The 25,882-nt window shown below is 71.7% G+C and carries 24 protein-coding genes and 1 pseudogene; 4 read left to right on the forward strand and 21 right to left on the reverse strand.

Annotated elements, in window-relative coordinates; translation table 11 throughout:
• Nucleotides 1–519: 519 nt before the first annotated feature.
• The 11 genes from ISG29_RS15165 to argC form a co-directional block, all read right to left on the reverse strand.
• Complete coding sequence (locus ISG29_RS15165; RefSeq protein WP_194504302.1) at nt 520–1,113, reverse strand: DNA-3-methyladenine glycosylase; 594 nt, start codon at nt 1,111–1,113, stop codon at nt 520–522.
• Complete coding sequence (gene argH, locus ISG29_RS15170; protein WP_194504303.1) at nt 1,094–2,542, reverse strand: argininosuccinate lyase; 1,449 nt, start codon at nt 2,540–2,542, stop codon at nt 1,094–1,096. Before argH ends, ISG29_RS15165 begins: the two co-directional genes overlap by 20 nt.
• Entirely contained in the window at nt 2,539–3,012 is a 474-nt protein-coding gene (locus ISG29_RS15175; RefSeq protein ID WP_194504304.1) for an NUDIX hydrolase, read from the reverse strand. The genes argH and ISG29_RS15175 overlap by 4 nt, the downstream gene beginning before the upstream one ends.
• Nucleotides 3,013–3,027: 15 nt before the next feature.
• A complete protein-coding gene (gene argG / locus ISG29_RS15180; protein ID WP_194504305.1) occupies nt 3,028–4,458 on the reverse strand; it encodes an argininosuccinate synthase in 1,431 nt (476 codons plus the stop codon).
• On the reverse strand, nt 4,455–5,021 hold the full coding sequence (locus ISG29_RS15185) for an arginine repressor (protein WP_194504306.1): 567 nt from the start codon (nt 5,019–5,021) through the stop codon (nt 4,455–4,457). Before ISG29_RS15185 ends, argG begins: the two co-directional genes overlap by 4 nt.
• A complete protein-coding gene (argF, locus tag ISG29_RS15190; protein WP_194504307.1) occupies nt 5,018–5,983 on the reverse strand; it encodes an ornithine carbamoyltransferase in 966 nt (321 codons plus the stop codon). The genes ISG29_RS15185 and argF overlap by 4 nt, the downstream gene beginning before the upstream one ends.
• A gap of 1 nt (nt 5,984) precedes the next feature.
• A complete protein-coding gene (locus ISG29_RS15195; RefSeq protein ID WP_328829389.1) occupies nt 5,985–7,181 on the reverse strand; it encodes an acetylornithine transaminase in 1,197 nt (398 codons plus the stop codon).
• Nucleotides 7,178–8,110 (reverse strand): acetylglutamate kinase, encoded by a 933-nt coding sequence (gene argB, locus ISG29_RS15200; protein WP_194504447.1) that lies wholly within the window; start codon nt 8,108–8,110, stop codon nt 7,178–7,180. Before argB ends, ISG29_RS15195 begins: the two co-directional genes overlap by 4 nt.
• Nucleotides 8,111–8,172: 62 nt before the next feature.
• Nucleotides 8,173–9,324 carry a bifunctional glutamate N-acetyltransferase/amino-acid acetyltransferase ArgJ gene (gene argJ, locus ISG29_RS15205; protein ID WP_194504308.1) on the reverse strand — a complete coding sequence of 384 codons (1,152 nt, stop codon included), beginning with the start codon at nt 9,322–9,324 and terminating at the stop codon, nt 8,173–8,175.
• A gap of 26 nt (nt 9,325–9,350) precedes the next feature.
• Nucleotides 9,351–9,752, reverse strand: a complete 402-nt coding sequence (locus tag ISG29_RS21730; protein WP_194504309.1) for an ACT domain-containing protein — start codon at nt 9,750–9,752, stop codon at nt 9,351–9,353.
• Complete coding sequence (gene argC / locus ISG29_RS15215) at nt 9,749–10,786, reverse strand: N-acetyl-gamma-glutamyl-phosphate reductase (protein ID WP_235960025.1); 1,038 nt, start codon at nt 10,784–10,786, stop codon at nt 9,749–9,751. Before argC ends, ISG29_RS21730 begins: the two co-directional genes overlap by 4 nt.
• Nucleotides 10,787–10,933: 147 nt before the next feature.
• On the opposite strand from argC, the gene ISG29_RS15220 reads away from it, so the two are divergent.
• Both ISG29_RS15220 and ISG29_RS15225 read left to right on the forward strand, forming a co-directional pair.
• Complete coding sequence (locus ISG29_RS15220; protein WP_194504311.1) at nt 10,934–11,986, forward strand: ATP-binding cassette domain-containing protein; 1,053 nt, start codon at nt 10,934–10,936, stop codon at nt 11,984–11,986.
• Nucleotides 11,983–12,819: an ABC transporter permease gene (locus ISG29_RS15225; RefSeq protein WP_194504312.1), complete on the forward strand. Its 837-nt coding sequence runs from the start codon at nt 11,983–11,985 to the stop codon at nt 12,817–12,819. The genes ISG29_RS15220 and ISG29_RS15225 overlap by 4 nt, the downstream gene beginning before the upstream one ends.
• Before the next feature lie 32 nt (nt 12,820–12,851).
• On the opposite strand, the gene ISG29_RS15230 is transcribed toward ISG29_RS15225, so the two are convergent.
• The 3 genes from ISG29_RS15230 to pheS are packed head-to-tail and all read right to left on the reverse strand — an operon-like array spanning nt 12,852 to nt 19,599.
• The gene (locus ISG29_RS15230) at nt 12,852–16,001 is read right to left on the reverse strand and encodes an AAA family ATPase (protein WP_194504313.1); all 3,150 of its coding nucleotides are present in this window, start codon (nt 15,999–16,001) and stop codon (nt 12,852–12,854) included.
• Nucleotides 15,998–18,487, reverse strand: a complete 2,490-nt coding sequence (pheT, locus tag ISG29_RS15235) for a phenylalanine--tRNA ligase subunit beta (protein ID WP_194504314.1) — start codon at nt 18,485–18,487, stop codon at nt 15,998–16,000. The genes ISG29_RS15230 and pheT overlap by 4 nt, the downstream gene beginning before the upstream one ends.
• A 14-nt stretch (nt 18,488–18,501) precedes the next feature.
• On the reverse strand, nt 18,502–19,599 hold the full coding sequence (gene pheS, locus ISG29_RS15240) for a phenylalanine--tRNA ligase subunit alpha (protein ID WP_194504315.1): 1,098 nt from the start codon (nt 19,597–19,599) through the stop codon (nt 18,502–18,504).
• Between the two features lie 102 nt (nt 19,600–19,701).
• Here pheS and ISG29_RS21020 point away from each other — a divergent pair.
• Nucleotides 19,702–20,397 (forward strand): annotated as a pseudogene (locus ISG29_RS21020) (DUF817 domain-containing protein); the annotation flags it as partial.
• A 50-nt stretch (nt 20,398–20,447) separates the two neighbouring features.
• Here the strand turns inward: ISG29_RS21020 and ISG29_RS15245 are convergent.
• The 7 genes from ISG29_RS15245 to ISG29_RS15275 form a co-directional block, all read right to left on the reverse strand.
• Nucleotides 20,448–21,509, reverse strand: a complete 1,062-nt coding sequence (locus ISG29_RS15245) for a sensor histidine kinase (protein ID WP_328829394.1) — start codon at nt 21,507–21,509, stop codon at nt 20,448–20,450.
• Between the two features lie 18 nt (nt 21,510–21,527).
• Nucleotides 21,528–22,313, reverse strand: coding sequence for a TrmH family RNA methyltransferase (locus tag ISG29_RS15250; protein WP_328829496.1), 786 nt, complete (start codon nt 22,311–22,313; stop codon nt 21,528–21,530).
• Entirely contained in the window at nt 22,310–22,696 is a 387-nt protein-coding gene (gene rplT, locus ISG29_RS15255) for a 50S ribosomal protein L20 (RefSeq protein ID WP_194504316.1), read from the reverse strand. Before rplT ends, ISG29_RS15250 begins: the two co-directional genes overlap by 4 nt.
• 41 nt (nt 22,697–22,737) lie before the next feature.
• Nucleotides 22,738–22,932 carry a 50S ribosomal protein L35 gene (rpmI, locus tag ISG29_RS15260; protein ID WP_194504317.1) on the reverse strand — a complete coding sequence of 65 codons (195 nt, stop codon included), beginning with the start codon at nt 22,930–22,932 and terminating at the stop codon, nt 22,738–22,740.
• Nucleotides 22,933–22,978: 46 nt separating this feature from the next.
• Nucleotides 22,979–23,695: a translation initiation factor IF-3 gene (infC, locus tag ISG29_RS15265; RefSeq protein WP_235960028.1), complete on the reverse strand. Its 717-nt coding sequence runs from the start codon at nt 23,693–23,695 to the stop codon at nt 22,979–22,981.
• 160 nt (nt 23,696–23,855) lie between these two features.
• Nucleotides 23,856–24,689, reverse strand: a complete 834-nt coding sequence (locus ISG29_RS15270) for a phosphatase PAP2 family protein (RefSeq protein ID WP_194504318.1) — start codon at nt 24,687–24,689, stop codon at nt 23,856–23,858.
• A gap of 157 nt (nt 24,690–24,846) precedes the next feature.
• Complete coding sequence (locus tag ISG29_RS15275; protein ID WP_194504319.1) at nt 24,847–25,380, reverse strand: SseB family protein; 534 nt, start codon at nt 25,378–25,380, stop codon at nt 24,847–24,849.
• A gap of 78 nt (nt 25,381–25,458) precedes the next feature.
• Here ISG29_RS15275 and ISG29_RS15280 point away from each other — a divergent pair, with 78 nt between their 5' ends.
• The gene (locus tag ISG29_RS15280; protein ID WP_194504320.1) at nt 25,459–25,875 is read left to right on the forward strand and encodes a cellulose synthase; all 417 of its coding nucleotides are present in this window, start codon (nt 25,459–25,461) and stop codon (nt 25,873–25,875) included.
• Nucleotides 25,876–25,882 lie beyond the last annotated feature (7 nt).

Below are 25,882 nucleotides of genomic sequence, written 5' to 3' on the forward strand. Positions count from 1 at the left end.
CGTTCGTCCTGAGCCAGGATCAAACTCTCCATTGAAAACCAAAAACCATACACACAAAAGCATGCACAACAATCGGCACAACAAACAATCCAAAACCTGACAAACAAACCCCGACAAACCATAAAAATGGTCAACCAGAATCATTCATCAAAGAAACCATCACCCCAACCAACCCACCCACAAAACATGAGCAAACCAGCCGAGACGACGGGCACAAATCAATCCGTCGACTATGACACACTGTTGAGTTCTCAAGAATCAGACGCACACCGTGCCGAGAAACTTTCGCTCCGGCTCCGGGGCAACCTGCAGAAACTTACTCCTCCGTCAGCCCCTGGTCAACTCGTGGCCGACCCGGTTGGCGCTTCGGAAGTTCCTGGTCGCGATTCGGCCGGTGTGGCTCTCGTGGGGCTGATCGCCTCATCGAGAGTGTTCCGTCCGCGCCGCAACGAGAAGGAACATTACACACGTGTTGCGGGGCCATCAAATCGGGGGTGCAAGACCCCTTCGGGTGGGCGCTCACCGTGGCTTCGCAGCGCGGTAGGAGGTCACCGATCGGGCGTCGGCGAGCCACCACCGCCACGGTCGGTCGGGTGCTCCGCGAAGCCCCACCCGGGGGCCCGACGACACCGCGGCCGGCCCTGGCCGCGCCGGTCCTTCGAGGTGCAGAGGCCCGGTCAGGGCGTCACTCCCGTCGAGGCTCCGGCCCGCCCCGAGGACGCGCGTCAGCACTCCCGGGCCGCTGGCGAGGCGAGCGTCCGGCACCTTCGGACGCCGTGCGCGCGCGGCGTCCAGGCCCGAGATCACCTCCCCGGCACGGAGGAGGACGGCAGCGGGGTCGCCCTCGGGCCCGGTCACCAGGTTGAGGCACTCGTGCATGCCGTAGACGAGGTAGACGTACCAGTGACCGGGTGGCCCGAACATCGAGCCGTTGCGTCGGGTCCGGCCGTTGAAGGCGTGCGAGCCTGCGTCGTCTGGTCCTCCGTAGGCCTCCACCTCCGTGAGGCGCACCGCCACCCCGTCGTGGGTCACCACGGCGCCGAGCAACCAGGGAGCCACCTGGTCGACCGGCGCCGCCAGGCGCGCGCGCACCTCAGCCGAGGAGTAGGGCACGCAACTCAGCGCTCCGCGAGACCAGCTCGGCGTGCTGCTCCCGCACCCGGGCCGGCGCCGTCCCGCCCCGCCCCGAGCGCGACGCCGTGGAGCCCGCGGCCGTCAGCACCTCCCGCACGGCGGGTGTCAACGCCGGCGAGAGGTTCCTCAGATCCTCGTCGGAGAGCTCGTCGAGCTCACAGCCCAGCTCCTCGCACCTGCGAACGCACGCGCCGGCGAGCTCGTGGGCGACCCGGAAGGGCACGTCCTGGCGCACCAGCCATTCGGCCACGTCGGTGGCGAGCGAGAAGCCGCGAGGCGCCAGATCGGCCATCCGCTCGACGTCGAAGGCGAGCGTGGCGACCATGCCACTGAAGGCCGGTAGCAGCACCTCGAGGGTGTCCACGGAATCGAAGACCGGCTCCTTGTCCTCCTGCAGATCGCGGTTGTAGGCGAGTGGCAAGGCCTTGAGCGTGGCGAGGAGGCCGGTCAGGTTGCCGATGAGACGGCCGGCCTTCCCGCGCGCGAGCTCGGCGATGTCGGGGTTCTTCTTCTGCGGCATGATGCTCGAGCCGGTCGACCAGGAGTCGTGCAGCCGGGCGAACCCGAACTCGTGTGTGACCCAGAGGATGACCTCCTCGGCCATCCGGCTGACGTCGACGCCGATCTGGGCGGCGACGAAGGCGAACTCGGCCACGAAGTCACGGGCGGCCGTGCCGTCGATGGAGTTCGCGCTGGCACCGGTGAAGCCCAGCTCGGCGGCCACGCCCTCGGGGTCGAGACCGAGGGACTGACCGGCCAGCGCACCCGATCCGTAGGGCGAGTCCGCGGCGACGCGAGCGTCCCAGTCGACCAGTCGCCCGACATCGCGCACCAGCGGCCACGCGTGCGCCATCAGAGCGTGCGAGAGGAGCACGGGCTGCGCGTGCTGGAGGTGCGTGCGGCCGGGCATGATCGCCGGGCCGGTGCCGCCCGTGCCCAGATGCGCCTCGGCCTGCACGGCGATCACGTCCACGAGCTCGAGCACCAGGTTCCCGATCGTGCGGGCGTGGTCGCGCAGGAACACCTTGAACAGCGTGGCGATCTGGTCGTTGCGCGAGCGCCCGGCGCGCAGCCGTCCGCCGACCTCCGCCCCGACCTCCTCGAGCAGCAGCCTCTCGAGGGCCCCGTGCACGTCCTCGTCGCTCGGGGCAGGGCGCAGTTCGCCGGAGGCGAACCGCTCCCCCAGCGCGTCCAGGCCGCGCAGAAGCTCGGCATGGTGAGCCTGGCTCAGCAGGTCGGCGCGGCGCAGGGCGTTGGCGTGGGCGCGGGATCCGGCCAGGTCGTAGGGCACCAGCCGCCAGTCGAAGTGCGTCGAACGCGACAGGGCGTCCAGCTCCGGCGACGGGCCACCGGCGAACCGGCCGCCCCACAGCTTGCCGGTGTTGGTCCCGGACTCGTTCTCGCTCACGCGCTTCCTCTCTCGATGGCCGCGATGGCCAACTCCATGATGTCGGGCAGGTCCGGTGAGACCAGCCGGCCGTCGTCGCGCACGTCGGCGGGTCGCCACCAGCGGGCCTCGAGCACGTTGCCGACCTCGGCCGGCTCGAGATGGGCGAAGCTCACCTCGACGTCACGGGCCAGGGGCACGGCGAAGAACGTCGAGTCGCCCAGGTAGCGGGTGCCGTCGTAGCTGAACTCCAGCCGGTCCTGGTGCACCGGGCCGACGAGGGCACCTGCATCGACCACCACGCCGGTCTCCTCGAACATCTCGCGCACCCCGGCTTCGGGCAGGCTCTCCCCCGGGTCCACGGCACCCCCGATCGTTCCCCAACGCAGGTCGCCGGGGTGACCGGGATCCTGGTCGCACAGCAGCAGCACCTCGCCACGTTCGCTCACCGGGAGCACCCGCGCCGTGATCCTCAAGATCGGCTCGCTCATCTCCTCGACCCGCCCTCAGTCGGTGCCGTACTCCATGGCCGCCTGGTCGAGCGCCTGGTCGTCGACGTCCTGCTCGTTCTCGCGCCGGGTGATGCGGTCGTAACCCCCCGAGGGCAGCTCGCCGTAGAGGGTGCCGTTCTCGACGAGCACGAGGCTCTGGTCGAGCGGCTGCCCGGCGTACTGCTCGAGCTTGTCGCGGGAGTCGGCGATGTCGAGGTTGCGCATCGTGAGCTGACCGATGCGGTCGAGGGGACCGAACGCGGCGTTCTCGGTGCGCTCCATCGACAGCTTGTCGGGGTGGTAGGAGAACGCCGGGCCCTCGGTCGAGAGCACGGTGTAGTCCTCCCCGCGGCGCAGCCGGATGACCACGTCGCCGGTGACCAGGGAGGCGATCCAGCGCTGGACGGCCTCGCGGATCATCAACGCCTGCGGGTCGAGCCATCGACCCTCGTAGAGCAGCCGGCCGAGCTGGCGGCCCTGGTCGCGGTACTGCGCGATGGTGTCCTCGTTGTGGATGGCGTTGAGCAGCCGCTCGTAGGCGATCCACAACAGCGCCATGCCCGGGGCCTCGTAGATGCCTCGCGACTTCGCCTCGATGATGCGGTTCTCGATCTGGTCGGACATGCCGAGCCCGTGCCGACCACCGATGGCGTTGGCCTCGTGCACCAAGGCGATGGGGTCGTCGTAGCGCAGGCCGTTGATGGCCACGGGACGACCCGCCTCGAAGGTGACGGTGATGTCCTCGCAGGCGATCTCGACGGAGGGATCCCAGAACTTCACCCCCATGATCGGCTCGACGGTCTCGAGGGAGACCTCGAGGTGCTCCAGCGTCTTGGCCTCGTGCGTGGCGCCCCAGATGTTGGCGTCGGTGGAGTACGCCTTCTCCGCCGAGTCGCGGTAGGGCAGGCCGTGCTCGGTGAGCCACCGGCTCATCTCGTCGCGCCCACCGAGCTCGTGCACGAAGTCGGCGTCGAGCCACGGCTTGTAGATGCGCAGGTCGGGGTTCGCCATGAGGCCGTAGCGGTAGAACCGCTCGATGTCGTTGCCCTTGAAGGTCGAGCCGTCGCCCCAGATGTCGACGTCGTCCTCCTGCATCGCGCGCACCAGCATGGTGCCGGTGACTGCACGGCCGATGGGCGTGGTGTTGAAGTAGGTGCGGCCGGCCGAGCGGATGTGGAAGGCGCCGCAGGCGATGGCCGCGAAGCCCTCCTCGACGAGCTGACGCCGGCAGTCGACGTGGCGCGCGAGCTCGGCGCCGTACTCCATGGCGCGGCCGGGCACACCGGAGATGTCGGGCTCGTCGTACTGGCCGATGTCGGCGGTGTAGGTGCACGGGACGGCGCCCTTGTCGCGCATCCAGGCCACGGCGACCGAGGTGTCGAGACCTCCGGAGAACGCGATACCGACTCGCTCTCCCTTCGGCAGGCTGGTCAGAACCTTGCTCACAAGTACTCCTTCGGGTCGTGCGGTGCATCGGGATGTGGGAGGGGGGCGGCAGCCGCGTGGTCGGCGAGCTCGATGAAGCGCTGGGCGAGGGCCGCGCCCCCGGTCGGCTCGCGGCCGATCACGAGCACGGTGTCGTCGCCGGCGATGGTGCCGAGCACCTCGGGCAGGTCGGCCTTGTCGAACGCCGAGGCCAGGAACTGGGCCGCGCCGGGCGGGGTGCGCAGCACGACCAGGTTGCCGCTGGCCTCGGCGGTGGCGAGCAGTTCACCGAGCAGGCGGGCCAGCCGCGCCCGCCCGGCCGCGGTGTCGCTCGGGACGGCGGGGGTGCGGTCGCCGCCCTCGGCCGGGACCGCGTAGACCAGCGCCCCCGACGATGTGCGCACCTTGACCGCCTCGAGTTCGACGAGGTCTCGCGACAGGGTGGCCTGGGTGACGTGCACGCCGTTCTCGCCCAGCAGCGAGGCGAGCTCGGCCTGGGAACGCACCCCGCGGGTGCCCACGAGGCCGACGATCAGCTGGTGGCGGGCGTTCTTGGTGGCGGGGCGTAGCACCTCCTCGCTCATCGGGTGCCACCTCCCGTGCTCACGTCGAGCAGGAACGCCAGCACCGCCTTCTGAGCGTGCCGACGGTTCTCGGCCTCGTCCCAGACGGCACTCTGGGGCCCCTCGAGGACGTCCTCGGCGATCTCCTTGCCGCGGTAGGCCGGCAGGCAGTGCAACACCACTGCCTCGGGTGAGGCGCCCGCGAGCAGAGCGGTGGTGAGCGCGTAGTCGGCGAAGACCCGGGTGCGGGCCTCCTCCTCGGCCTCCTTGCCCATGGAGATCCAGGTGTCGGTGACCACGACGTCGACCCCGGCCACCGCCTCCTTCGGGTCGTGCACGGCACGGACCGAGCCGCCGGTCTGCGCCGCGACGGCGGAGGCGCGCTCGAACATCGTGGGTGTCGGGAGGTACCCCTCGGGGGCGCAGATGCGCACGTGCATGCCGGCCGTCGCGCCGGCGAGCAGCCAGGAGTTGCCCATGTTGCAGGCGCCGTCGCCGACGAAGGCGACGGTGAGCCCGGCCAGACGGCCGTGCCGCTCACGCACGGTGAGCAGGTCGGCGATGAGCTGGCAGGGGTGGAAGTCGTCGGTCAGCGCGTTGACGACCGGGACACCCGCATGGGAGGCCATCGTCTCGAGGTCGGACTGGAGGAACGTGCGCCAGACGACCACCGCGACCTGGCGGCCGAGCACACGGGCGACGTCCTCGACCGACTCGCGTACGCCGATGCCGGCCAGGCGGCCCTCGACGAGCATCGGGTTGCCGCCGAGCTCGGCGATGCCGGCACCGAAGGAGGTCTGGGTGCGCAGCGTCGGCTTGTCGAAGATCATCGCGACCGACTGCGGCCCGGCCAGGGGCTTGGCGCCGAACGGCTCGGCCTTCATCGCCGCGGCCAGGTCGAGCACGACGCTCTGCTCGGACGGCGAGAGGTCGTCGTCGGCGAGGAAGTGCCGCAGGCCCGCCGGGGTCGTGGGTGCGGTCATGTCAGGCTCCCGCGGCATCGAGGATGCCGGGCCAGGCGGCGACGAGCGCGTCGACGTCGTCGAACGAGACCACCAGCGGCGGCGCCATCCGCACCCGGTCGCCGCCGGTGGCGTTGACGATCCACCCGGCGTCCTGCGCCGCGGCCACCACCTCGGGCGCCTTCTCGGCCGCCAGGGTCAGACCCACGAGCAGGCCCTCGCCGCGGACGTCGGTGACGCGGGCGTCGGCCCCGACGCCTGCGCGCAGCCGCTCCCCCACCGCTGTCGCATGGTCGAGCAGTGACTCCTTCTCGATGGTGTCGAGGACGGCGAGCGCGGCAGCGCACACGACCGGGTTGCCACCGAACGTGGTGCCGTGGTTGCCGGGGCCGAAGAGGTGCGCCGCCTCGCCCCAGGCCAGGCAGGCGCCGATCGGCAGTCCACCGCCGAGACCCTTGGCCAGGGTGACGACGTCCGGCTGCACGCCGCTCGGCGCGCTGGCCAGCCAGTGCCCGGTACGGCCCATGCCGCTCTGCACCTCGTCGAACCACAACAGCGCCCCGGCTGCGGACGTGACCTCACGGGCCGCACGCAGGTAGGCGGTGGGCGCGACGTTGACGCCGGCCTCGCCCTGCAGCGGCTCGATCACGACGGCGGCGGTCTGCTCATCGACGGCGCCGCGCAGCGCCTCGACGTCGCCGAACGGGATCCACGTGACGTCGCCCGGCAGCGGCTCGAAGGGCTCGCGGTAGGCAGCCTTCGCGGTGAGCGCCAGACTGCCCATGGTGCGCCCGTGGAAGGCGTCCTGCATGACCACGATCTTGGTACGGCCGGTCAGGCGCGAGAGCTTGATCGCGGCCTCGTTGGCCTCGGAGCCGGAGTTGGCGAAGAAGACCCGCCCCTCGGGCGCATCCGGCTGCGAGCAGATCGACAGCAGCCGCTCGGCCAGCTCGACCGCCGGCCGCGTGGTGAAGAAGTTCGAGGTGTGCCCGAGGGTGCTCAGCTGATCGCTCACCGCGGCGACGAGGGCCGGGTGGTTGTGCCCCAGGGTGTTGACGGCGATGCCGCCGAGGAAGTCGACGTACTCGCGGCCGTCGACGTCCCATACGTGGGCTCCCTCGCCCCGCGCGAGCACCAGCTTCGGCGGGCCGAAGGTGTTCATCAGGGCCGCGCCGTAGCGCTGCTTCAGCTGCTCTTGGGCAGTCTCCGGGGTGCTCACTTCTGCACCGCCTTCTGCCGGGCCTTGCGCACCTTGGTGTCGACACCGGGCAGCACCTGGGTGCCCACGCCCTCGGCGGTGAACAGCTCGAGCAGCACGGCGTGCGGCTCGCGCCCGTCGACCACGGTCGCCCTCGGGACGCCCTCGGCGACCGCCTTGCGGCAGGCCTCCATCTTCGGCACCATGCCGCTGGCCAGGGTCGGCAGCAGCGAGCCGAGCGTCTCGGGGCTGATCTCGAAGATCACGTCGTCGCTGTCGGGCCAGTCCCGGTACAGACCCTCGACATCGGTGAGCACCAGCAGCTTGTCGGCTCCCAGCGCCACCGCCAAAGCGGCGGCCGCGGTGTCGGCGTTCACGTTGTGCACGGCACCGTGCACGTCGGGGGCCACGGAGGACACGACCGGGATCCGGCCCGCCTCGATGATGTCGAGCACGGCCTCGGGCCGCACCTTGGCGACCTCGCCCACGAGACCGAGGTCGACCTCCTCGCCGTCGACGATCGTGTTGGTCGGCTCGGCCGTGAAGAGGCCGGCGTCCTCGCCGGACATGCCGACGGCGAGCGGACCGTGCGAGTTGATGAGGCCCACCAGCTCGCGCTGCACCTTGCCGGTCAGCACCATGCGCACGACGTCCATGGCCTCTGGTGTGGTGACGCGCAGACCGCCGCGGAACTCGGACTCGATCTCCAGCTTGTCGAGCATCTGCGAGATCTGCGGCCCGCCCCCGTGCACGACGACGGGCTTGAAGCCGGCGAAGCGCAAGAAGGCGATGTCCTCGGCGAACGCCTGCTTGAGGCTCTCGTCGGTCATGGCGTTGCCGCCGTACTTCACCACGACGATCTTGCCGTGGTAGCGCTTGAGCCACGGCAGCGCGCCGGCGAGCACGCTCGCCTTGTCGGGGTCGGCGGGCCGGACCTCGCTGAACACCATGTTCGCGGGGTCCAGGGCTGGGTTGGTCGGGTTCTGATCGCTCATCTGGAGTCTCTCGGTCCTCAGCTGGAGTAGGCGCTGTTCTCGTGCACGTAGGCGTGCGTGAGGTCGTTGGTCCACACGGTGGCCCGGGCGTCGCCCGCCTTCAGGTCGATGGTCACGCTGACCTCGCGGCCGGTGAGGTCCACCTCCTGCGGGTCGGCGTGCGGCGTCGACTCCCGGCACACCCAGACGCCGTTCATGGCGACGTCGAGATCGGCGGGGTCGAACACGGCACCCGTGGTGCCGATCGAGGCGAGCACCCGGCCCCAGTTCGGGTCGTTGCCGAAGATCGCCGCCTTGAAGAGGTTGCTGCGCGCCACGCTGCGGCCGACCTCGACCGCGTCGTCCTCGCTGGCGGCGTGGAGGGTGGTGATCGCGATCTCGTGGTCGGCGCCCTCGGCGTCCTTGAGCAGCTGCATGGCGAGATCGGTGCAGGCCTGGGTGAGCGCCTCGGTGAAGTCGTCGAGGCTCGGCGTGATCCCGCTGGCGCCGCTGGCCAGCACGGAGACGGTGTCGTTGGTCGACATGCAGCCATCGGAGTCGAGGCGGTCGAAGGAGACCCGGGTCGCCGCGCGCAGCGCGGTGTCGAGGTCGGACGCCGGCACCACGGCGTCGGTGGTGAGCACGACCAGCATCGTGGCGAGCTGGGGCGCGAGCATGCCCGCGCCCTTGGCCATGCCGCCGATGCTCCAGCCGGACCCTTCGACGACCACGGTCTTGCTCACCGAGTCGGTGGTCATGATCGCCTCGGCCGCCGCCTGGCCACCGTCGGTGTCCAGCGCCGCATGGGCGGCGGCGACGCCGGCGAGGAGGTCGTCGCGGTCGTTGAGCAGACCGATGAGTCCGGTGGAGCAGACGATGACATCGACCGCACCGATCTCGAGCTTCTCGGCGACGAGCTCGGCGGTGCGGTGCGTGGTCTGGAACCCCTCGGGGCCGGTGTAGCAGTTGGCGCCGCCGGAGTTGATGACGACGGCGCGGGCGACGCCGTCCCGGACGGCCTCCTTGCTCCACAGCACGGGGTTGGCCTGGCAGCGGTTGGCGGTGAACACGCTGGCGGTGTCGAAGGCGGGGCCGGTGTTGACGACGAGGGCGACGTCCTTCGCGCCGGTGGACTTCAGGCCGGCGGCGACGCCGGAGGCGGTGAAGCCGCGAGGATGGGTGACGCTCATGGGGTGCTCCTAGGTGACGAAGGTGGTCAGTCGATGGCGGGCTGAACGGGGCGCACGGTGCGCCCGGTTCGTCGCCACGCCTCGGCCGCCTGCTCGGCCCGATCGGCCGGCACCAGCACCCAGTCGGTGTCGAAGGTGGAGAGTGTGAACACGCTGATCTGCTCCTCTGCGAGAGGGGTGAGCAGACCCGCGAGCACGCCCGTGAGCGCGAAGTCGAGCGGCCCGACGACCGAGAAGGCGGTGAAGGGGCCCTCGTGGCGGGACTTGACCGGCACCGTCGCCGCCGAGCAGACGACGGAGGTCTCCGTCGCCGTGGCGCTGATCGAGAGGATGCTGGAGGAACCTGCCCACTCCGGTACCTCGGCGCCCGGCGCGAGCCGGACGACGGCGAGTGGCTCCGCGTGCTGCTCGAGGGTCACCTCGTTCACGGCGCCAGGCCCACGGTCGTCAGCCCCGTGGTCTCCTCGAGGCCCAGGGCGAGGTTCATGCACTGCACGGCGGCGCCGGCCGTGCCCTTGGCCAGGTTGTCGACGGCGCCGACCGCCACCAGCCGACCGGCGGCCTCGTCGACGGTGACCTGCACGTGCACGCTGTTGGAGCCGGTCACCGACTGGGTCTGCGGCCACTGCCCCGGCGGCAGCACGTGCACGAACGGCTCGTCGTCGTAGGCCTTGCTGTAGACCTCGTAGGCGTCCTCGGCGCTGATGCCCCCGCGCAGCGGCGCAGAGCAGGTGGCGAGGATCCCGCGCGCCATCGGCACGAGCAGCGGGGTGAACGACACCGAGACGGTGCCGTCGACCAGCGTCGAGAGGTTCTGGATGATCTCGGGAGTGTGCCGGTGGACGCCGCCGACACCGTAGGCACTGGCGTTGCCCATGATCTCGCTACCGAGCAGGTGTGGCTTGGCCGCCTTGCCTGCACCCGAGGTACCGCTGGCGGCGACGACGACCACCTCGGGGTCGACGACGCCTGACGCGATCGCCGGGGCGAGCGTGAGCGTGGAGACGGTCGGGTAGCAGCCGGGGACGGCGATGCGCGTGGCTCCACCGAGCACCTCGCGCTGGCCGGGCAGCTCTGGCAGCCCGTAGGGCCAGGTTCCGGCATGCTCTCCCCCGTAGAACTGCTCCCACAGCGCGGCGTCGGCGAGTCGGAAGTCGGCGCCGCAGTCGATGACCACGACGTCGTCGGGCAGTTGGGCGGCCACCGCGCCGGACTGCCCGTGCGGCAGACCCAGCACCACCACGTCGTGCCCCGAGAGGGTGTCCACGGTGGTCTCCGCCAGCACCCGATCGGCCAGCGGCACCAGATGCGGCTGCAGGGCTCCCAGTGATTGCCCGGCGTTCGAGGCGCCGGTCACGGCGCCCACCTCCACGTCAGGATGGGCGAGGAGATGGCGCAGCACCTCTCCCCCGGCGTACCCACTGGCTCCGGCGACAGCGACGCGCTTCTTCGTCATGCGCATAACTATACGTGCGAGTGCATGGACTGGGAAATCGGGTGCCGTACCTCGCAGCGCGATCACGACGGCGTCCGCCTGCGGGACGGTCCGCCAAACCCGGTGAAACCAGGGCGAAGGCGCAGTGAAACCCCGCTGACCGAAGGTGGCCACATGACCACGATCCCCTGCTCAGCGACCTCTGCCCCGGGCGAGCGCACCGATTCGCCCACGCCCACCCCCGCAGTCCGGGCCCACGGCCTGGTGAAGCGCTACGGCTCCTTCACCGCCGTCGACGGCATCGACCTGGAGGTGGCACCGGGCCAGGTCTTCGGAGTGCTGGGCCCCAACGGTGCGGGCAAGACCACCACGCTACGCATGCTCGCGACCCTCTCGCCCATCGACGGCGGACGCGCGGAGGTGTTCGGCGTCGACGTCGCCGCCCACCCCCACACGGTGCGCCAACTCGTGGGTGTGACCGGGCAGTACGCGTCGGTCGACGAGAACCTGACGGCGCAGGAGAACCTGCGGCTGTTCGGGCGACTCCTCGGGCTCGACGGGCGCGCCGCACGGCGCACCGCCGTCGACCTGCTGGGTCGCTTCGACCTGGAGGAGGCGGCCGACCGCCCGATCTCGGCCTTCTCGGGCGGGATGCGACGTCGCCTCGACCTCGCCGCCAGTCTCATCTCACGACCGCCGTTGATCTTCCTCGACGAGCCGACCACGGGCCTGGACCCACGCACCCGGGGTCAGATGTGGGACACGATCCGCGAGCTGGTGGACCAGGGGTGCACCGTCCTCCTCACGACCCAGTACCTCGACGAGGCCGACCAGCTGGCGGACCGGATCGCCGTCATCGACCGCGGACGCAAGGTGGCCGAGGGCACGCCGGACGACCTCAAGGGGCAGGTCGGCAGCTCGACGCTGCAGCTGCGGGTGGTCGACGCCTCGGACACGACCGCGGCCGCGGCGCTCTGCCGTCGGGTGCTGGGCGAGGAGCCCGTCGCCACTCCGGAGTCGGGTGCCCTCAACGTGGCGCTCACCGATCCCGACCGAGCCGCCGACGTCCTCATCGCGCTGCGCGAGGAACGCCTCTCGATCGCCTCGGTCACGGTCGCCAAGCCCACCCTCGACGAGGTCTTCCTGACACTGACCGGCCACACCGCCGACCCGACCACCGACCCGACGCCCGACCAGATCCCGAACGCCACGGAGGCCCGCTCATGACCACCCTCGTCGCTCCCGAACCCGCTGCCACAGCCACCAGGCCGACGCCCGAGGAACTCGCGCGCCACGTGTCGTTGAGGGCGACCGTGGCACAGACGTTGTCGATGGCGTGGCGGGCCACGCTCAAGATGCGCCGCAACCCGGAGCAGTTCTTCGACGTCACGATCCAGCCGCTGCTCTTCACCGCGATGTTCGCGTACATCTTCGGCGGCGCCGTCTCGGGAGACGTCGCCTCCTATCTGCCCATCGTGATCCCGGGCGTCCTCGCCCAGACCGCCCTGACCGCCTGCATGGCCACCGGCGTGCAGCTGCGCGAGGACATGGACAAGGGCGTGTTCGACCGCTTCAAGTCGCTGCCCATCGCGCGCATCGCGCCGCTGGCCGGGCCCATGGTCGCCGACCTCCTGCGGTACTCCCTCGCCGCGGTGCTCACCGTCGCCGTCGGCCTCGCGATGGGCTTTCGACCCGGCGGCGGCGTGCTCGGCGTCGTCGGCGGCATCGTGCTGACGGTGGCCGCCGGCTGGTCGTTGGCGTGGATCTTCACGTGGTTGGGCACCGTCGCGCGCACCGCCCAGAGCGTGCAGGGCATCTCGATGATGATCTTGTTCCCGCTGACGTTCCTCTCCAACGCCTACGTGCCGGTCGACACCCTCCCGGGTTGGCTCGCGGCCTTCGTCAAGGTCAACCCCGTCAGTCACGTCGTCTCGGCCGTGCGTGCCCTCATGAACGACGGGACCGTGACCGGTGAGGTGGGCTGGGCCCTGCTCGGCTGCGCCGTGGTGGTGGCGGTCTTCGCGCCTCTCGCGGTGCGCTCCTACGGTCGCAAGATGTGAGTCTGCGCGCCGCCCGGGAGGTGGGGCCCGGGTCAGCCTCCCGGAGGGGCGATCCGAGCGACGAGGGCCCGGGCCCGCGCCAGGAGCTCGGGCCCTCGTCGGCCGGCCAGCGCCCGGGTCGCCTCGCCCAGCTCGCCCGGCGCACGAGCCTCGGCCTCCGCGGCCCAGCGCGTCCAGTCCAGGGAGGGGCTGTAGCGCGGGTAGCCGAACGCGTCGGCGAGGACCAGCCCCCTCACACCCAGGGTCACCCGGTCGCTCCCCTGGCCCCGGAGCACCTCCCACGCGGCCAGCGCGAAGACGGCGATCCCGATCACGGGCAGGTCGTTGCCGACGCGACCCCCCTCGAGCAGGCGTCCGGCCTTGACGGCCAGGGCGTCGCGCAGGTGCACGGCCCGGTCGTCGTCCGGGGCCGCGTGACGGGCGAGGGCCGCGCACGCCGCCCCCTCGGTGAAGATCACCCAGGGCTCGAGCCCCGACCTGGCCTCGAGTCCCGGCAGAACGAGGCCGCGGACCGACTCGACGGCACGCAGGTAGCGGTCCAGCCCCTCCTCCAGCCTCCCCTCGGCCAGGGACAGCTCGGCTTGGAGAGGGCCAACGGCGATCCGGGAGCCGAGGCCGCCCGTCGCCCGGGCGGCCAGGCCGGTCACGGCGGCCGCCTCGACGCGGGCGGTCTCGAGGTCGCCCTCGACGAGCGCCGCGACCGCCAGCACCGAGCGCACCTGGACGGCGTCGTCGTGGGCGCCCAGGCGGCCCAGGAGGGGCAGCACCTCGTGGGCCCGACGACGGGAGGCCTCGCGCTCCCCCAGCTGGGCATGCAGCCCCGTGAGCTGGGCGAGGAGCTGCCCACGCCCCCACGGCCCGTCCTCGGGACGCCACAGCGCCAGCGCGCGTTCGGCCACCTCGACCGCGCCGCGGGGGTCGCCGGCGTTCTCCTTGCCGTGGCTGGACCACTGCAGGGCGAGCATCGCCACCCGGCGATCCGGGTCCTCGCACAGGCCGGCGAGCCGTTCCTCCCAGTGCTCCATCTCGTGCGGGTCCAGCCCGCCAAGCACCCGCGCCAGCGCGGACACGACGGGCTGCTCCACGCGCTGCGCGTAGTGCTCGAGCAGACGGCGGGCGTGGCGCGAGCGCCGCACGTCGGCCACGGCGGAGTTGGTCTGCACCATGAGTGCCGCTCCGACCGCGGCGTCGACCAGCTCATCGGGCGGATCCCACCCCTCGAGGGCGGTGTCGAAGGCACCGGTCAGAGCGATGACGCGGGGGTGGTCGCCGCGCACGGTCCACAGGGCGCCGAGCGCCGCCAGGAGACGGACGGCGACCGCCGGCTCGGGCGCCGCCAGCGAGCGGCGCAGGATCTCGGCCAGGTTGCCCTCCTCGGCGTGCAACCGGTCGACGGCGGTCAGCTGGTCGATGCCCCAGATGTCGCGCCCGCACTCCTCGGCCAGCCGGGTCGCCCAGACGGTCAGGGCCGCCGAGGCCTCCGCGGACTCACCCGCCTCCTCGAGCCTGAGGCGGCCGAACTCGCGCACCGACTCCAGCATCCGGTACCGGACGCCCGCATCGGTCTCGACGACGGTGAGCAGGGACTGGTCGACCAGGCTCGCCAACACCTCCCAGGTGTCGGGGTCGTCGAGCACCGACTCGGCCGCCCCCACGGAGATGCCGTCGTGGAACAGCGCGAGGCGTCTCAGGGCACGGCGCTGGGGTTCCTCGAGCAGTGCCCACGACCAGTCGATGACGGCCAGCAGGGTCCGATGGCGGTCCGGCGCGGAGCGGTCTCCACCGCGTAGCAGGGCGAACCGGTCGCCGAGGCGGCGCGCCACGTCGGCCACCGACATCACGCGCACCTTCGCAGCGGCGAGCTCGATGGCCAGCGGCAGCCCGTCGAGCCTGTCGACGACCCGTCGAACCTCCTCGACGACCAGGTGCGTGCCGGGCCGGGCCGCTCTGGCCCGGTCCAGGAAGAGGCGCACGGCGTCGTCCTCGGAGAGGGTTCCCAACGCGAACACGTGCTCGGCGCCGATCGCCAGGGGCGCTCGGGTCGTGGTGACCACGTGGAGCCGCGGGCACACGGCAACGAGGTAGGCGACGAGGTCCGCGACCGCCTCCACCACGTGCTCGCAGTTGTCGAGGATCAGCAGCGTGGAGCCCTGGTCGACCTGGGTCGCGATGCGGCCTCGCACGTCCGCCCGCTGGGCCGGGGTCAGCACCCCCCTTCCGGCGACGGAGTCGCGCACCCCGAGAGCCGAGCCGACCTCGCCGACCACGTCGGCGGGGTCGCTGACGCCGACGAGCTCGACGAGGTGCACCTGCGACTCCTGCGCCGTGCGTCCGAGGAGGTGCGCCAGCCGGGTCTTGCCGAGACCGCCCGGCCCGAGGACCGAGACGACCCGGTGCTCGAAGGCCAGGGCGCGGAGCGTGGCCAGGTCGCCGTCGCGGCCGACGAGGGTGCTGGCGTCGTAGCGCAACCCCTCGCGGACGGGGTGGTCGGCGGCGAGCAGCTCGCCGTGGAGGGCCTGGAGCCGTGGGCCGGGGTCGACGCCGAGCCGTTCCGCCAGGTCCGCGCGCAACTGCTCGTAGCGGTGCAGGGCCGCGGGCGCGCCGCGCACCGCAGCCTCGGACCGCAGCAGCGCGAGCTGGGTCGCCTCGTCGTCGACGGGCGCGGACTCCAGCAGGGGCAGCGCCTCGGCGTGCTGGGCCAACGCCGTGAGCGCCCGCCCGAGCAGGGCCTCGGCACGGGACCGGTCGGCGCGCGCGGCGTCTCGCAGCATCGCCACCGGGCCCTCCCCGGCCGGCGAGACGTTCAGCTTGAGCACGGCGCGGGCGGCGTCCATGGTCGTCGTAGCGTCGCCGGCCCCCTCGGCCCGGATGGCCGACCGGAGCCGGTCGCGCGCCTGGAGGACGTCGACTGCCTCCGCGGCCAGCCCCAGCCGGTAGCCCCCTTCGACGCGCTGGACGACCCCGGGAGCCGTCTGCGCCCGCACCCGCGAGACGACGACCTGGAGCGCCTTGGCCGGGTTGGCGGGCCGGTCGTCTCGGCCCCACAACTCCTCGACCAGCCGCTCCTGCGGCACCGGGCGCCCGCCGGCGGTGGCGAGGACCGCCAGGAGGGCGTGCCCCCGGCCGGCCGGCAGCCCGACGTCGTCGAATGCGACGTCGTCGAGCAGCCGGAGCCGGATCACGACCGCTGGGTGGCGCCGGTGCGCTGCGTGGCGGCGACGACGGCGGCCTCGCGCAGGCCGGCGGTCTCCTCGTCGGTCAGCGTGCGGTCGGGGGCCCGGAAGCGCAGCGCGAAGGCCAGTGAGACCTGCCCGGCGCCCACCTGCTCGCCCCGGTAGACGTCGAAGAGCCGCACCGACTCCAGCAGCGGTCCCGCGCCCTCGCGCAGTGCCGCCTCGACCGCGGCGGCGGGTGTGCGCTCGTCGACGACGAGGGCGACGTCCTCCTTGGCGGCCGGGTAGTCGGAGAAGGACGGCGCCGGCCGCAGGTGCACGGCCGCCTCGATGAGGACGTCGAGGTCGACCTCGGCGGCGATGGAGCGCCGCGGCAGGTCGACGGCGTCGCAGACCTTGGGATGCAGCTCACCGGCGTGACCGACCAGGTGCTCCCCCACCCGCAGCTCGGCGCACCGACCGGGGTGCCACGGGGCCTCGGCGGCGGCGGCCACGGTGAGCTGGACCCCGAGGGCGTCGGCCACCGCGCGGACGGCATCCACCGCGTCGGACCAGTCCACCCCGCGACCGGTGCCCCACCAGCCGGGCAGTTCGGCGTCTCCCGTGGCCACCAGACCCAAGTGCAGGGGCTGGTCGGGCAGCGCCTTGAGCAGCGCGTCGAACTCGGCGTCGGTCGGGCGCCGGTCGACGGGCAGGATCGGTGCCGCCTCGGTGCCGCGCGGCAGGACCACCGGAGCGGCCTCGAACAGCGCGACCGAGGTGGTGCCCAGCCCCACGTTGCGGGCGGCTGCGCGCAGCAGGCCCGGCAGCAGGGTGGTGGTCATCGCCGGGGCCTGGGAGGAGAGCGGGTTGGAGAGCCGCAGGACCTGACGGCGCGGGTCGGCGGCAGGAATGCCCAGCACGTCGAGGTCGCGCTCGCCGACGAACGGGAAGTCGACCACCTCGACCCAGCCGGCTCCGGCCAGGGTGCGTCCGATGCGACGGCGCAGCGCCTGCACGCGGGTCAGGCCGCGGCCGCCCGGTGCGGGCGGGAGCACGGAGGGGATCTCGTCGTAGCCGACCAGGCGCACGACCTCCTCGACGAGGTCGTGGGGGTCGGTGATGTCGGGCCGCCACGGGGGCGGCGTGGCGGTGAGGGCGTCGCCCTCGCGCGCGACCACGCAGCCGTCGGCCTCGAGCAGGGCGAGGACCGTGTCGGCGTCGATGGGCAGGCCGGACACCCGGGCGGGCCGGTCGAGGCCCATCGTGACGGCTGCCATCGGCGGGGGCGTCCCGACGACGGTGTGCCCGGGGTCGGCGGTCGCACCGCCGTAGGTGGTGAGTAGCTCGACGACCCGATCGGCGGCCGCCTCGCAGATGGTCGGGTCGACACCGCGCTCGTTGCGCTTCCCGGCCTCGGAGCTGATCTTGTGTCGCTTGCCGGTGCGGAACATCGAGACGGCGTCCCAGTGCGCGGCCTCGATCAGCACCCGACTGGTGGAGGCCGACATCTCGGTGGTCTCGCCGCCCATGACGCCGCCGAGGCCGATGAGGCCGGAGTCGTCGGTGACGACGAGATCCTCGGCGGAGAGCTCGCGGTCGGTGCCGTCGAGCGTGGTGAGCCGCTCGCCGGCGCGTGCACGACGCACCCGCAGCGCGCCCTGCACCTTGTCGGCGTCGTACCCGTGGATCGGACGGCCCGTCTCGAGCATCACGTAGTTGGTCACGTCGACGGCCAGCGAGATGGGGCGCATGCCGGCGGCGGTGAGCCGCGCCGAGATGAAGTCCGGGGTGGCCGCGGTGGGGTCGAAGCCCGAGACGGTCCGGGCCACGAACACGGGGCAACCGGTGGGGTCGTCGACGACCACCGGGTGACCCTGGTCGTCGGCCGGGGGCACCTCGCGTAGCGCGGGGTCGCGGAAGTTGCTCGCACCCGACACCGAGAGGGCGACGTCTCGGGCGATGCCGCGCAGCGAGAGTCCGTAGGCGCGATCGGGGTTGACCTCGAGCTCGATGACCTCCTCGTCGAGACCGAGCACCCCTCGGGCGTCCTGGCCGGGCTCGCCCGCATCCTGGGGCAGCACGATGATGCCGTCGTGGTCCTCCCCGAGGCCGAGTTCGCGAGCCGAGCAGATCATGCCCGCGGAGACGTGGCCGTAGGTCTTGCGGGCGCTGATCTCGAAACCGCCCGGCAAGACGCCGCCGGGCAGCACGACGACGACCAGGTCGCCGGGCGCGAAGTTGTGCGCACCGCACACGATGCCCTGCGGGTCGCCCGACCCGTTCGCATCGCCCACGTCGACGGTGCACCAGTTGATGGTCTTGCCGTTCTTCTGCGGCTCCGGCTCCATCGTGAGCACCCGGCCCACCACGAGCGGACCGCTGATCTCTGCGCCCGCCGACTCGATGGCCTCCAGCTTCAGACCGGTGCGGGTCAGGGCGGCCGTGATGTCCTCGGTCGTGGTGCCCTCGGGCACGTCGACGTAGTCGAGGATCCAGGACTTCGATGTCTTCACTGGTGGTCTCCTCGTCAGATCTCGGTGCCGAACGCGGCACTGAATCGCACGTCGCCCTCGAAGAGCGGGCGCAGATCCTCCAGGCCGTGGCGGAACATGAAGCTGCGGTCGATGCCCATGCCGAACGCGAAACCCGAGTAGCGCTCGGGGTCGACCCCACAGGCCGTGAGGACGCGCGGGTTCACGACGCCGCACCCTCCCCACTCGATCCAACCCTCACCGCGGCACGTGCGGCAGGCATCGCTTCCCACGCCGCGGCACACGAAGCACCGGACGTCGACCTCGGCCGACGGCTCGGTGAAGGGGAAGTACGAGGGCCGGAAGCGGGTGTCGATGCCCTCGCCGAAGAGCCGGGCGGCGAGGTGGTCGAGCGAGCCCTTCAGATGGGCCATCGAGATGCCCTCGTCGACGACCAGCCCCTCGACCTGGTGGAACATCGGGCTGTGCGTGGCGTCGTACTCGTCGGTGCGGAAGACCCGCCCGGGGCAGGCGACGTAGATGGGGGGCTGCCGGGTGAGCATGGTGCGTGCCTGGACCGGCGAGGTCTGGGTGCGCAGGACGACGTGTCGGTCCGCCGGCTCTGTCCAGAACGTGTCCTGCATCGTGCGCGCCGGGTGGTCGGGGCCGAGGTTGAGGGCGTCGAAGTTCAGCCACTCCGCCTCGACGACCGGCCCTTCAGCGATCTCCCAGCCCATGGCCACGAAGATGTCGGCGATGAGCTCTGACTGGAGCGTGATCGGGTGTCGAGCGCCTCGGGGACGCCGCGTGGTGGGCAGGGTGACGTCGACCGTCTCCTCGGCCAGCATGCGCTCCTCGTGCTCGGCCTCGAGCACCTCCTGGCGGGCCGCCAGCGCCTGGTTGACCTGCCCGCGGGCGCGGCCGACCCGCTGGCCGGCGTCCTTGCGGGCCTGCGGTGGCAGGGCGCCGATCTCGCGGTTGGCGAGCGCGAGCGCCGAGCGGTCGCCGGCGTGGTCGATGCGCGCCTGCTTCAGCTCCTCGAGCGTCGCCGCCGCCGCGAACGCCGCCGTCGCGGCGTCCACCGCCCTCGACACCTCCTCCTCGGAGAGTGCGGCGACCTCGACCGGGTCGAAGGAGGAGTTGGGGCCGGACATGGCAGCCTTTCGGTGCGGAACGTGGGCGACGCCCCCGAAGGGACGCGCTCGCAGTCTAGGAAGGCGGTGCCGGTGACCGCGAACCGGATAGCCCCCGGCCGGGTGCTCGCACAGCTGCTGCGCTTCGCCTGGACCGAGGCGCAGTCGTGCCTGTTCGCGGCCGCCGTGATCGGCGGACTCCTCGTCACGTATCTGGTGCCACTGCCGATCGCGGCCTATGACGCCATGCTCGTGTGGTGCGTGGCCGTGACGCTGGGTTTCTGGGCGCTCGGCCTGGAGACCTGGCGCGAGGTGCTGGTGATCCTGGCCTTCCACCTGCTCGGCCTGGGCCTGGAGTTGTTCAAGGTGCACGAGGGCTCGTGGAGCTATCCGGGCGAGGCCGTGACCAAGGTCTGGGGCGTGCCGCTGTTCTCGGGGTTCATGTACGCCTCGGTCGGCTCCTACATCTGCCAGGCCTGGCGCCGGTTCGACCTCCGGGTCACCGTCTACCCGGTGCTGCCTGCCACGGTCGTGGCCGTGGCGGTCTACGCCAACTTCTTCACCCACCACTGGATCTGGGATCTGCGCCTGCCGCTCGCCGTGGCCGGGGTGGTGGTGCTGCGCCGCACGTGGGTGCTGTTCACGGTGGGTCGCGACCGCTACCGGATGCCGCTCGCGCTCTCGTTCCTGCTGATCGGCTTCTTCCTCTGGGTCGCGGAGAACGCAGCCACCCTGCTCGGCGCGTGGGCCTACCCCGACCAGGAGAACGGCTGGCACGCCGTGCACACCACGAAGATCGGCGCCTGGGCGCTCCTGGTGACCATGAGCTTCGTGCTCGTGGCCACCGTGAAGCGCGGCGAGGGTCGCCTCTACACGGGATCGACGCCGAGCGAGGCGGCCGGCCAGCGCACGACGACCCTGGCGCCACCGGACGGCGCGTCGTCGATCGAGACCGAGCCTCCGTGGGCGCGGGTGAGCCCACCCACGACGTAGAGGCCCAGACCGGACCCGCCACTCGCGCCGTGCTTCCAGAACTTCGTGAACACCCGTCGCCGGATCTCCTCCGCGATGCCCTCGCCCTCGTCGTCGACCGTGACGGTGACGGCCTCGCCCCCGTCGCGCAACTGACCGCGCCCGAGGGTCATCGTGACCGCGCCGGCGCCGTGGCGCACACCGTTCTCGACCAGGTTGGTGAGCACCTGGTGGAGTTTGTCGGGGTCGGCGAGGATGCGCGGGAGGTCGTCGCTCTCGCAGACCATGCTCACCGCGGCCGAGGTGCCCGCGGACACCGAGGCGACGACCCGCTCGGCGATCATGACCACGTCGGTCGGTCGCGGGTGCAGCTGGAGCCGCCCGGTGTCGATGCGTGCGACGTCGAGCAGCTCTGCGATGAGCCGGCTGAGCCGGTCGGAGTCGGCGTGCACGGTGGTGAGCATCAGCTTCTTCTGCTCGTCGTTGAGCTTGTCCCACCGGTTGAGCAGCGCCTGCACGAAGCCCTTGACCCCGGTCAGCGGCGAACGCAGCTCGTGCGCCACGGTGGCCACGAGGTCGGACCGCTCGCGGTCGAGACGAGCCCGACCGCGCCCGCTGCGCAGCGTCACGGCGACCTCGGCCACCGGCCCTCGCGATGCGTGCCGTCGGAGCCTGGCCGTGGTCAGCACCTCGGTCCCGTCGGGCAGCAGCCACGACTGCTCGGGAACGCCCGACCGAGTGGCGAGGCCCCCGAACGGCGTGTTGACCGAGATCCAGGTGCACCCGTCACGGTCGGTGAGGCGCAGGACGTCGGCCAACGGGCGGCCCACGGCCTCGTCGGCATCGACGGCCAGCATCCGCGCCGCCCCCGCGGACAGCATGGTCACGCCGTCCGGGCCGGCCAGGAGGACGGCGTCGGGCAGCGCGTCGATGACCTCTTGCGCGCTACGTGAAGGCACTCCGGCAGGGTAGTTCACTCATCCGCGAGCGTGACGCACCCGCGCGCTGGCGTACAGACACACCGCGGCGGCCGTGGCGAGGTTGAGCGACTCGGCGCGGCCGTGGATCGGGATCGAGACCCGGTGGTCGGCGAGTGCGGCATGCTCCGGGGCGAGCCCGTGCGCCTCGTTGCCGAAGAGCCAGGCCGTGGGCCGGGCCAGCAGATCGTCTGCGGCGAAGAGATCGACGTCGCCAGCCGCCTGGGTGGCCAGCACCTGGAAACCGGCCGCCTGCGCGGCCGCGATGACCGCGGGTACCTCCGCCGCCACGTGCACCGGCAGGTGGAACGCACTGCCGGCGGAGGCCCGGAGGGTCTTCGGGTTGTAGAGGTCGACCGCGTTGCCGGCGAGCACCACGGAGGAGGCACCGGCCGCGTCGGCGCAGCGGATGACCGTGCCCGCATTACCTGGGTCGGCGACGTCGGCGCAGATCGCGACGAACGGGCCCGTGAGCGCCTGCTCGAGCGGTACGTCGAGAAAGCGGCACAGCGCCACCACCCCGGCTGGGGTCACCGTATCGGTGAGCGCCGTGAGCGCGCGCTGGTCGACGAGGGTGAGTGGCAGGTTCTCGGGCAGGTCGGGCAGCAGGTGTTCGCGCCCCGGCAGGGCGAGCACCTCGACGACGACCCCGGCCGTGAGCGCCGCCACGACGGCGTTGCGACCCTCCGCGAGGAAGAGCCGCCGCTCCGATCGCTCGGAACGGCGGCTCAGCCGACGTAGCTGCTTGACCCGGGCGTTGCCCGCGGAGAGCGGCGCGACGCTCAGGCCGAGGCCTTCGGCGCGTTGACGTCGTCGGGCAGGGCGGCCTTGGCGGTCTCGACGAGGGCATTGAACGCCGCGATGTCGTTGACGGCGAGGTCGGCGAGGATCTTGCGGTCGACCTCGACGCCGGCCAGGTTCAGGCCCTGGATGAAGCGGTTGTAGGTCATGCCCTGGGCACGGGCGGCGGCGTTGATGCGCTGGATCCAGAGGCGCCGGAAGTTGCCCTTGTTCTTGCGCCGGTCGTTGTAGTTGTAGACCAGCGAGTGGGTGACCTGCTCCTTGGCCTTGCGGTAGAGGCGCGAGCGCTGTCCGCGGTAGCCGCTGGCGCGGTCGAGGGTGGTCCGACGCTTCTTCTGGGCGTTCACTGCCCGCTTGACGCGTGCCATCAGATGACTCCTTTAACGATGTGGGTGGTGGTCGCGGGCGCTCAGCGACCGAGCAGCTTCTTGGCGCGCGGGACGTCGGCCTTGGCGACCTCGGTCGTGCCGGACATCCGGCGGGTCACCTTCGAGGGCTTCTTCTCGAGGTTGTGGCGCAGCCCCGCCTTCTGGCGACGGATCTTGCCGGAGCCGGTCACGCGGAAACGCTTGGAAGCACCGGAGTGCGTCTTGTTCTTGGGCATGGTCGTGCCTTTCTGCTCTTCGCTTCTTCGCGCTGACCCTGCGGGGTCAGGCGTCGATCTCGGGGTCGAGGTTCTCGGAGCGGCCGCGCTCCTTCTTGGTGGTGCCGCGCTGGGCGTTCGCCGCGGTGCGCTCGGCCTTCTCCTCGGCCTCGGACGCCGCGCGCTCGGCGGCGGCGGCGCTCTTGGCGGCCTTCACCTCGGCCTTGGCCTCGGACTTCTTCTTGTGCGGGCCGAGCACCATGATCATGTTGCGGCCGTCCTGCTTGGGCTTGCTCTCCACGAAACCCAGGTCGTCGACGTCTTCGGCGAGACGCTGGAGCAGCCGGAAGCCCAACTCGGGGCGGTGCTGCTCGCGACCGCGGAACATGATGGTGATCTTGACCTTGTCGCCGGCCTTGAGGAACCGGACGACGTGGCCCTTCTTGGTCTCGTAGTCGTGCTGGTCGATCTTGGGGCGGAGCTTCATCTCCTTGATGACCACGTTGGTCTGGTTCCGGCGCGCCTCACGGGCCTTCTGGGCGTTCTCGTACTTGAACTTCCCGTAGTCCATGAGCTTGCACACCGGCGGTCGCGCGGTCGGAGCCACCTCGACCAGGTCGAGGTCGGCCTCCTGCGCGAGGCGCAGCGCATCGGCCGTCGGCACGATGCCGACGGTCTCGCCGTTGGGGCCAACGAGCCGGACCTCTGCGACGCGGATCCGGTCGTTGATTCGAAGCTCGGTGCTGATGTGTCCTCCTGGGAGCGACGTCTGGTGGGCATCCAAGCGGAACCCCAGTCGCCGGTGCGCGGAGCACCGAGGAGGACGAACCGATGATGCTGGCGTCGTCCGCCGGACCGGACCCGACGACCTGGCGGTCGATGCGGGTGGGAGACTCGTGGTCACCGCTTGTGGATCGGGCACGCCGCAAGGCGCACCTGATCGGTCAACGGTTGATGCTAGCCGACGATTCCCGATGGCTGCCAATCCGCGCCAGCAACGCAGCCTGGACGCGCGGCGCCAGGCGCATCACGACGAGATCGGCGAGCAGCATGAGGCCGGCCCCCGCGAGGACGTCGAGCACCCAGTGGTTGCCGGTGGCGATGACGACCATCGAGGTGGTCAGTGGGTAGGCCACCGCGAGCACGCGGACCCAGGCGCGCGGGACGGCCCGCCACACGACGAGGGCGACCCAGACGGCCCAGCCCACGTGGAGGGAGGGCATGGCGGCCAGCTCGTTGGTCAAGTAGCCGAGGCCGGCAGGAGCCGAGGCGTGCGAGGACCACCAGCCCCACGGCGCGGTCAGGGCCAGTACGTCGCCGTACCCGGCGAGCAGCCTCGGCGGTGCCACCGGAATCGTGATGTAGACGGCCAGCGCGACCACCGAGGCGAGGACGAGGGTGCGACGCTCGCGCACGTAGACGGCCCGTCGGCGCCACCAGAGCAGGAGCATGACGGCGCCGGTCACGGCGTAGTGGGCCACCGAGTACCAGTAGGACGCCGCGACGGCGAGCACGAGGTGCTCGGAGAGCCAGGACACCCAGCTCGCCTCGATGTGCACGTGGGTCAGCTGCTCGAGCCGGGCGATGCGCAGCGCGTGGCCGGTGGCGAGCCCGAGGTCGTTGTCGGCCAGGGTGCGACCGGCGCTGTACCCGACGTACAGTGCCGCGATCAGGCCTAGCTCGACCACGCCTGCCGCCAGGACCGGCAGGCGGCGGGGCGCGACTGCCGAGGCCGTCGGACGAGCAGCGGTCGTGGGGCTCGTCAGGTGAACGGTCATCGTGCTCCTCGGCAGGGGGGCTCCTCGGGGATGACGCTCAGTCCAGCAGAGGGGTTGTCATCTGAGCATCAGGGTTTTCCCTCGCTCCACCCCGGCACCACACCCGAGCGGCACGTGCCCGAACTCCGCGAGAGTCAGTTGCTTCAATACAACCAATCTAGCTTTCATTCCCCGACTCGGAATCGTCGGGCGCGAGCCACACCGCGGACCCGTCCATCCAGGCGACCTGCCAATCTCGCGCGAGACCCTCGAGGTCGGCGCGCTCCACGACGAGCAGCGCGGGGCCGGCGACGTCGACCACCAGCGCGTCCGCGCCCTCCTGGAGCGCCGATCGAGCGGCGTCTCGCGCCGTCACCGGCACCGGCCGGGCATCGGCCCGCCAGGCCCGCAGCGGGGTCATGCCGGAGAAGGCCAGGAGAGCCCGACGGCCGTCACGGCCGGTGAGCAGCACCGCCGCCATCTCGCTGGACTTGTCACTCACCAGCCCCGCCGCGTCGACCTCCGACTCCCCCAGCACGGCCACCACGGGCACCAGCAATCGAGCGGACGCCAGAGCGGCCACCACCCGGGCGTGGGCGTCTGCCCCCGGAGCTCGGTGGTAATCGGCCAGGGCCCGCTCCAATGCCGGGTCCGCTGCGCCGAGGTCACCGGGAAAGCCAGACCCCAGCAGCCGCCGTCCACCGTCGTCCATCGCGCCATTCTCCCGCTCTCGCCGACGCCGGCCGGATCGGGGCCTTGCGAGGAGGCCCCTCTGTGGCAGGCTGGAGAGGTGGACGACGCCGCCTGGAGTGCTCTCGCCCTCACGCTCACTCTGCTCGGCGGCGCCGGCACCTGGTGGCTCTGGCGCCGACGCGGCGCCGTAGCAGGGCTGCGCGCGGCGGCGATCACGCTGCTGGTGCCGGCCGCCTGGGCGACCCGTACCCTGCGCATGTTCACCCGCATCGCCGACGCCGTGGGCGACTGGGCCACCGGCCTCGTCTTCTCGCCGCGCGTGTGGACCGGAGTCGCGCTGGCAGGGGTCTCACTGGTGCTGCTCGTGCTCGCGCGGCTTCTTGCCGCCCGCCGCCCCGCAGTGACGGCCGCGCCGACCCGCGGACAGCCCGCCGTCTCCGGCCGCCACGACCCCGACGACCGCGACGAGCTGGGAGACATCGAGGACCTGCTCCGCCAGCGGGGCATCTCCTGAGCGAGGG

This window comes from Nocardioides acrostichi, assembly GCF_015319165.1.
Classification (GTDB): domain Bacteria; phylum Actinomycetota; class Actinomycetes; order Propionibacteriales; family Nocardioidaceae; genus Nocardioides; species Nocardioides acrostichi.

Excerpts from the sequence above, each read along its gene's own strand:
- ISG29_RS15185 (WP_194504306.1), bottom strand. The coding sequence starts at position 5,021 with ATGAGCGAGGAGGTGCTACGCCCCGCCACCAAGAACGCCCGCCACCAG.
- ISG29_RS15220 (WP_194504311.1), top strand. The coding sequence starts at position 10,934 with ATGACCACGATCCCCTGCTCAGCGACCTCTGCCCCGGGCGAGCGCACC.
- argJ (WP_194504308.1), bottom strand. The coding sequence starts at position 9,324 with ATGAGCGTCACCCATCCTCGCGGCTTCACCGCCTCCGGCGTCGCCGCC.
- ISG29_RS15275 (WP_194504319.1), bottom strand. The coding sequence starts at position 25,380 with ATGGACGACGGTGGACGGCGGCTGCTGGGGTCTGGCTTTCCCGGTGAC.
- pheS (WP_194504315.1), bottom strand. The coding sequence starts at position 19,599 with ATGTCCGGCCCCAACTCCTCCTTCGACCCGGTCGAGGTCGCCGCACTC.
- argC (WP_235960025.1), bottom strand. The coding sequence starts at position 10,786 with ATGCGCATGACGAAGAAGCGCGTCGCTGTCGCCGGAGCCAGTGGGTAC.
- argB (WP_194504447.1), bottom strand. The coding sequence starts at position 8,110 with ATGGTGTTCAGCGAGGTCCGGCCCGCCGACCCCGACAAGGCGAGCGTG.
- ISG29_RS15270 (WP_194504318.1), bottom strand. The coding sequence starts at position 24,689 with ATGACCGTTCACCTGACGAGCCCCACGACCGCTGCTCGTCCGACGGCC.
- argF (WP_194504307.1), bottom strand. The coding sequence starts at position 5,983 with ATGACCGCACCCACGACCCCGGCGGGCCTGCGGCACTTCCTCGCCGAC.
- rplT (WP_194504316.1), bottom strand. The coding sequence starts at position 22,696 with ATGGCACGCGTCAAGCGGGCAGTGAACGCCCAGAAGAAGCGTCGGACC.
- rpmI (WP_194504317.1), bottom strand. The coding sequence starts at position 22,932 with ATGCCCAAGAACAAGACGCACTCCGGTGCTTCCAAGCGTTTCCGCGTG.
- ISG29_RS15175 (WP_194504304.1), bottom strand. The coding sequence starts at position 3,012 with ATGAGCGAGCCGATCTTGAGGATCACGGCGCGGGTGCTCCCGGTGAGC.
- ISG29_RS15225 (WP_194504312.1), top strand. The coding sequence starts at position 11,983 with ATGACCACCCTCGTCGCTCCCGAACCCGCTGCCACAGCCACCAGGCCG.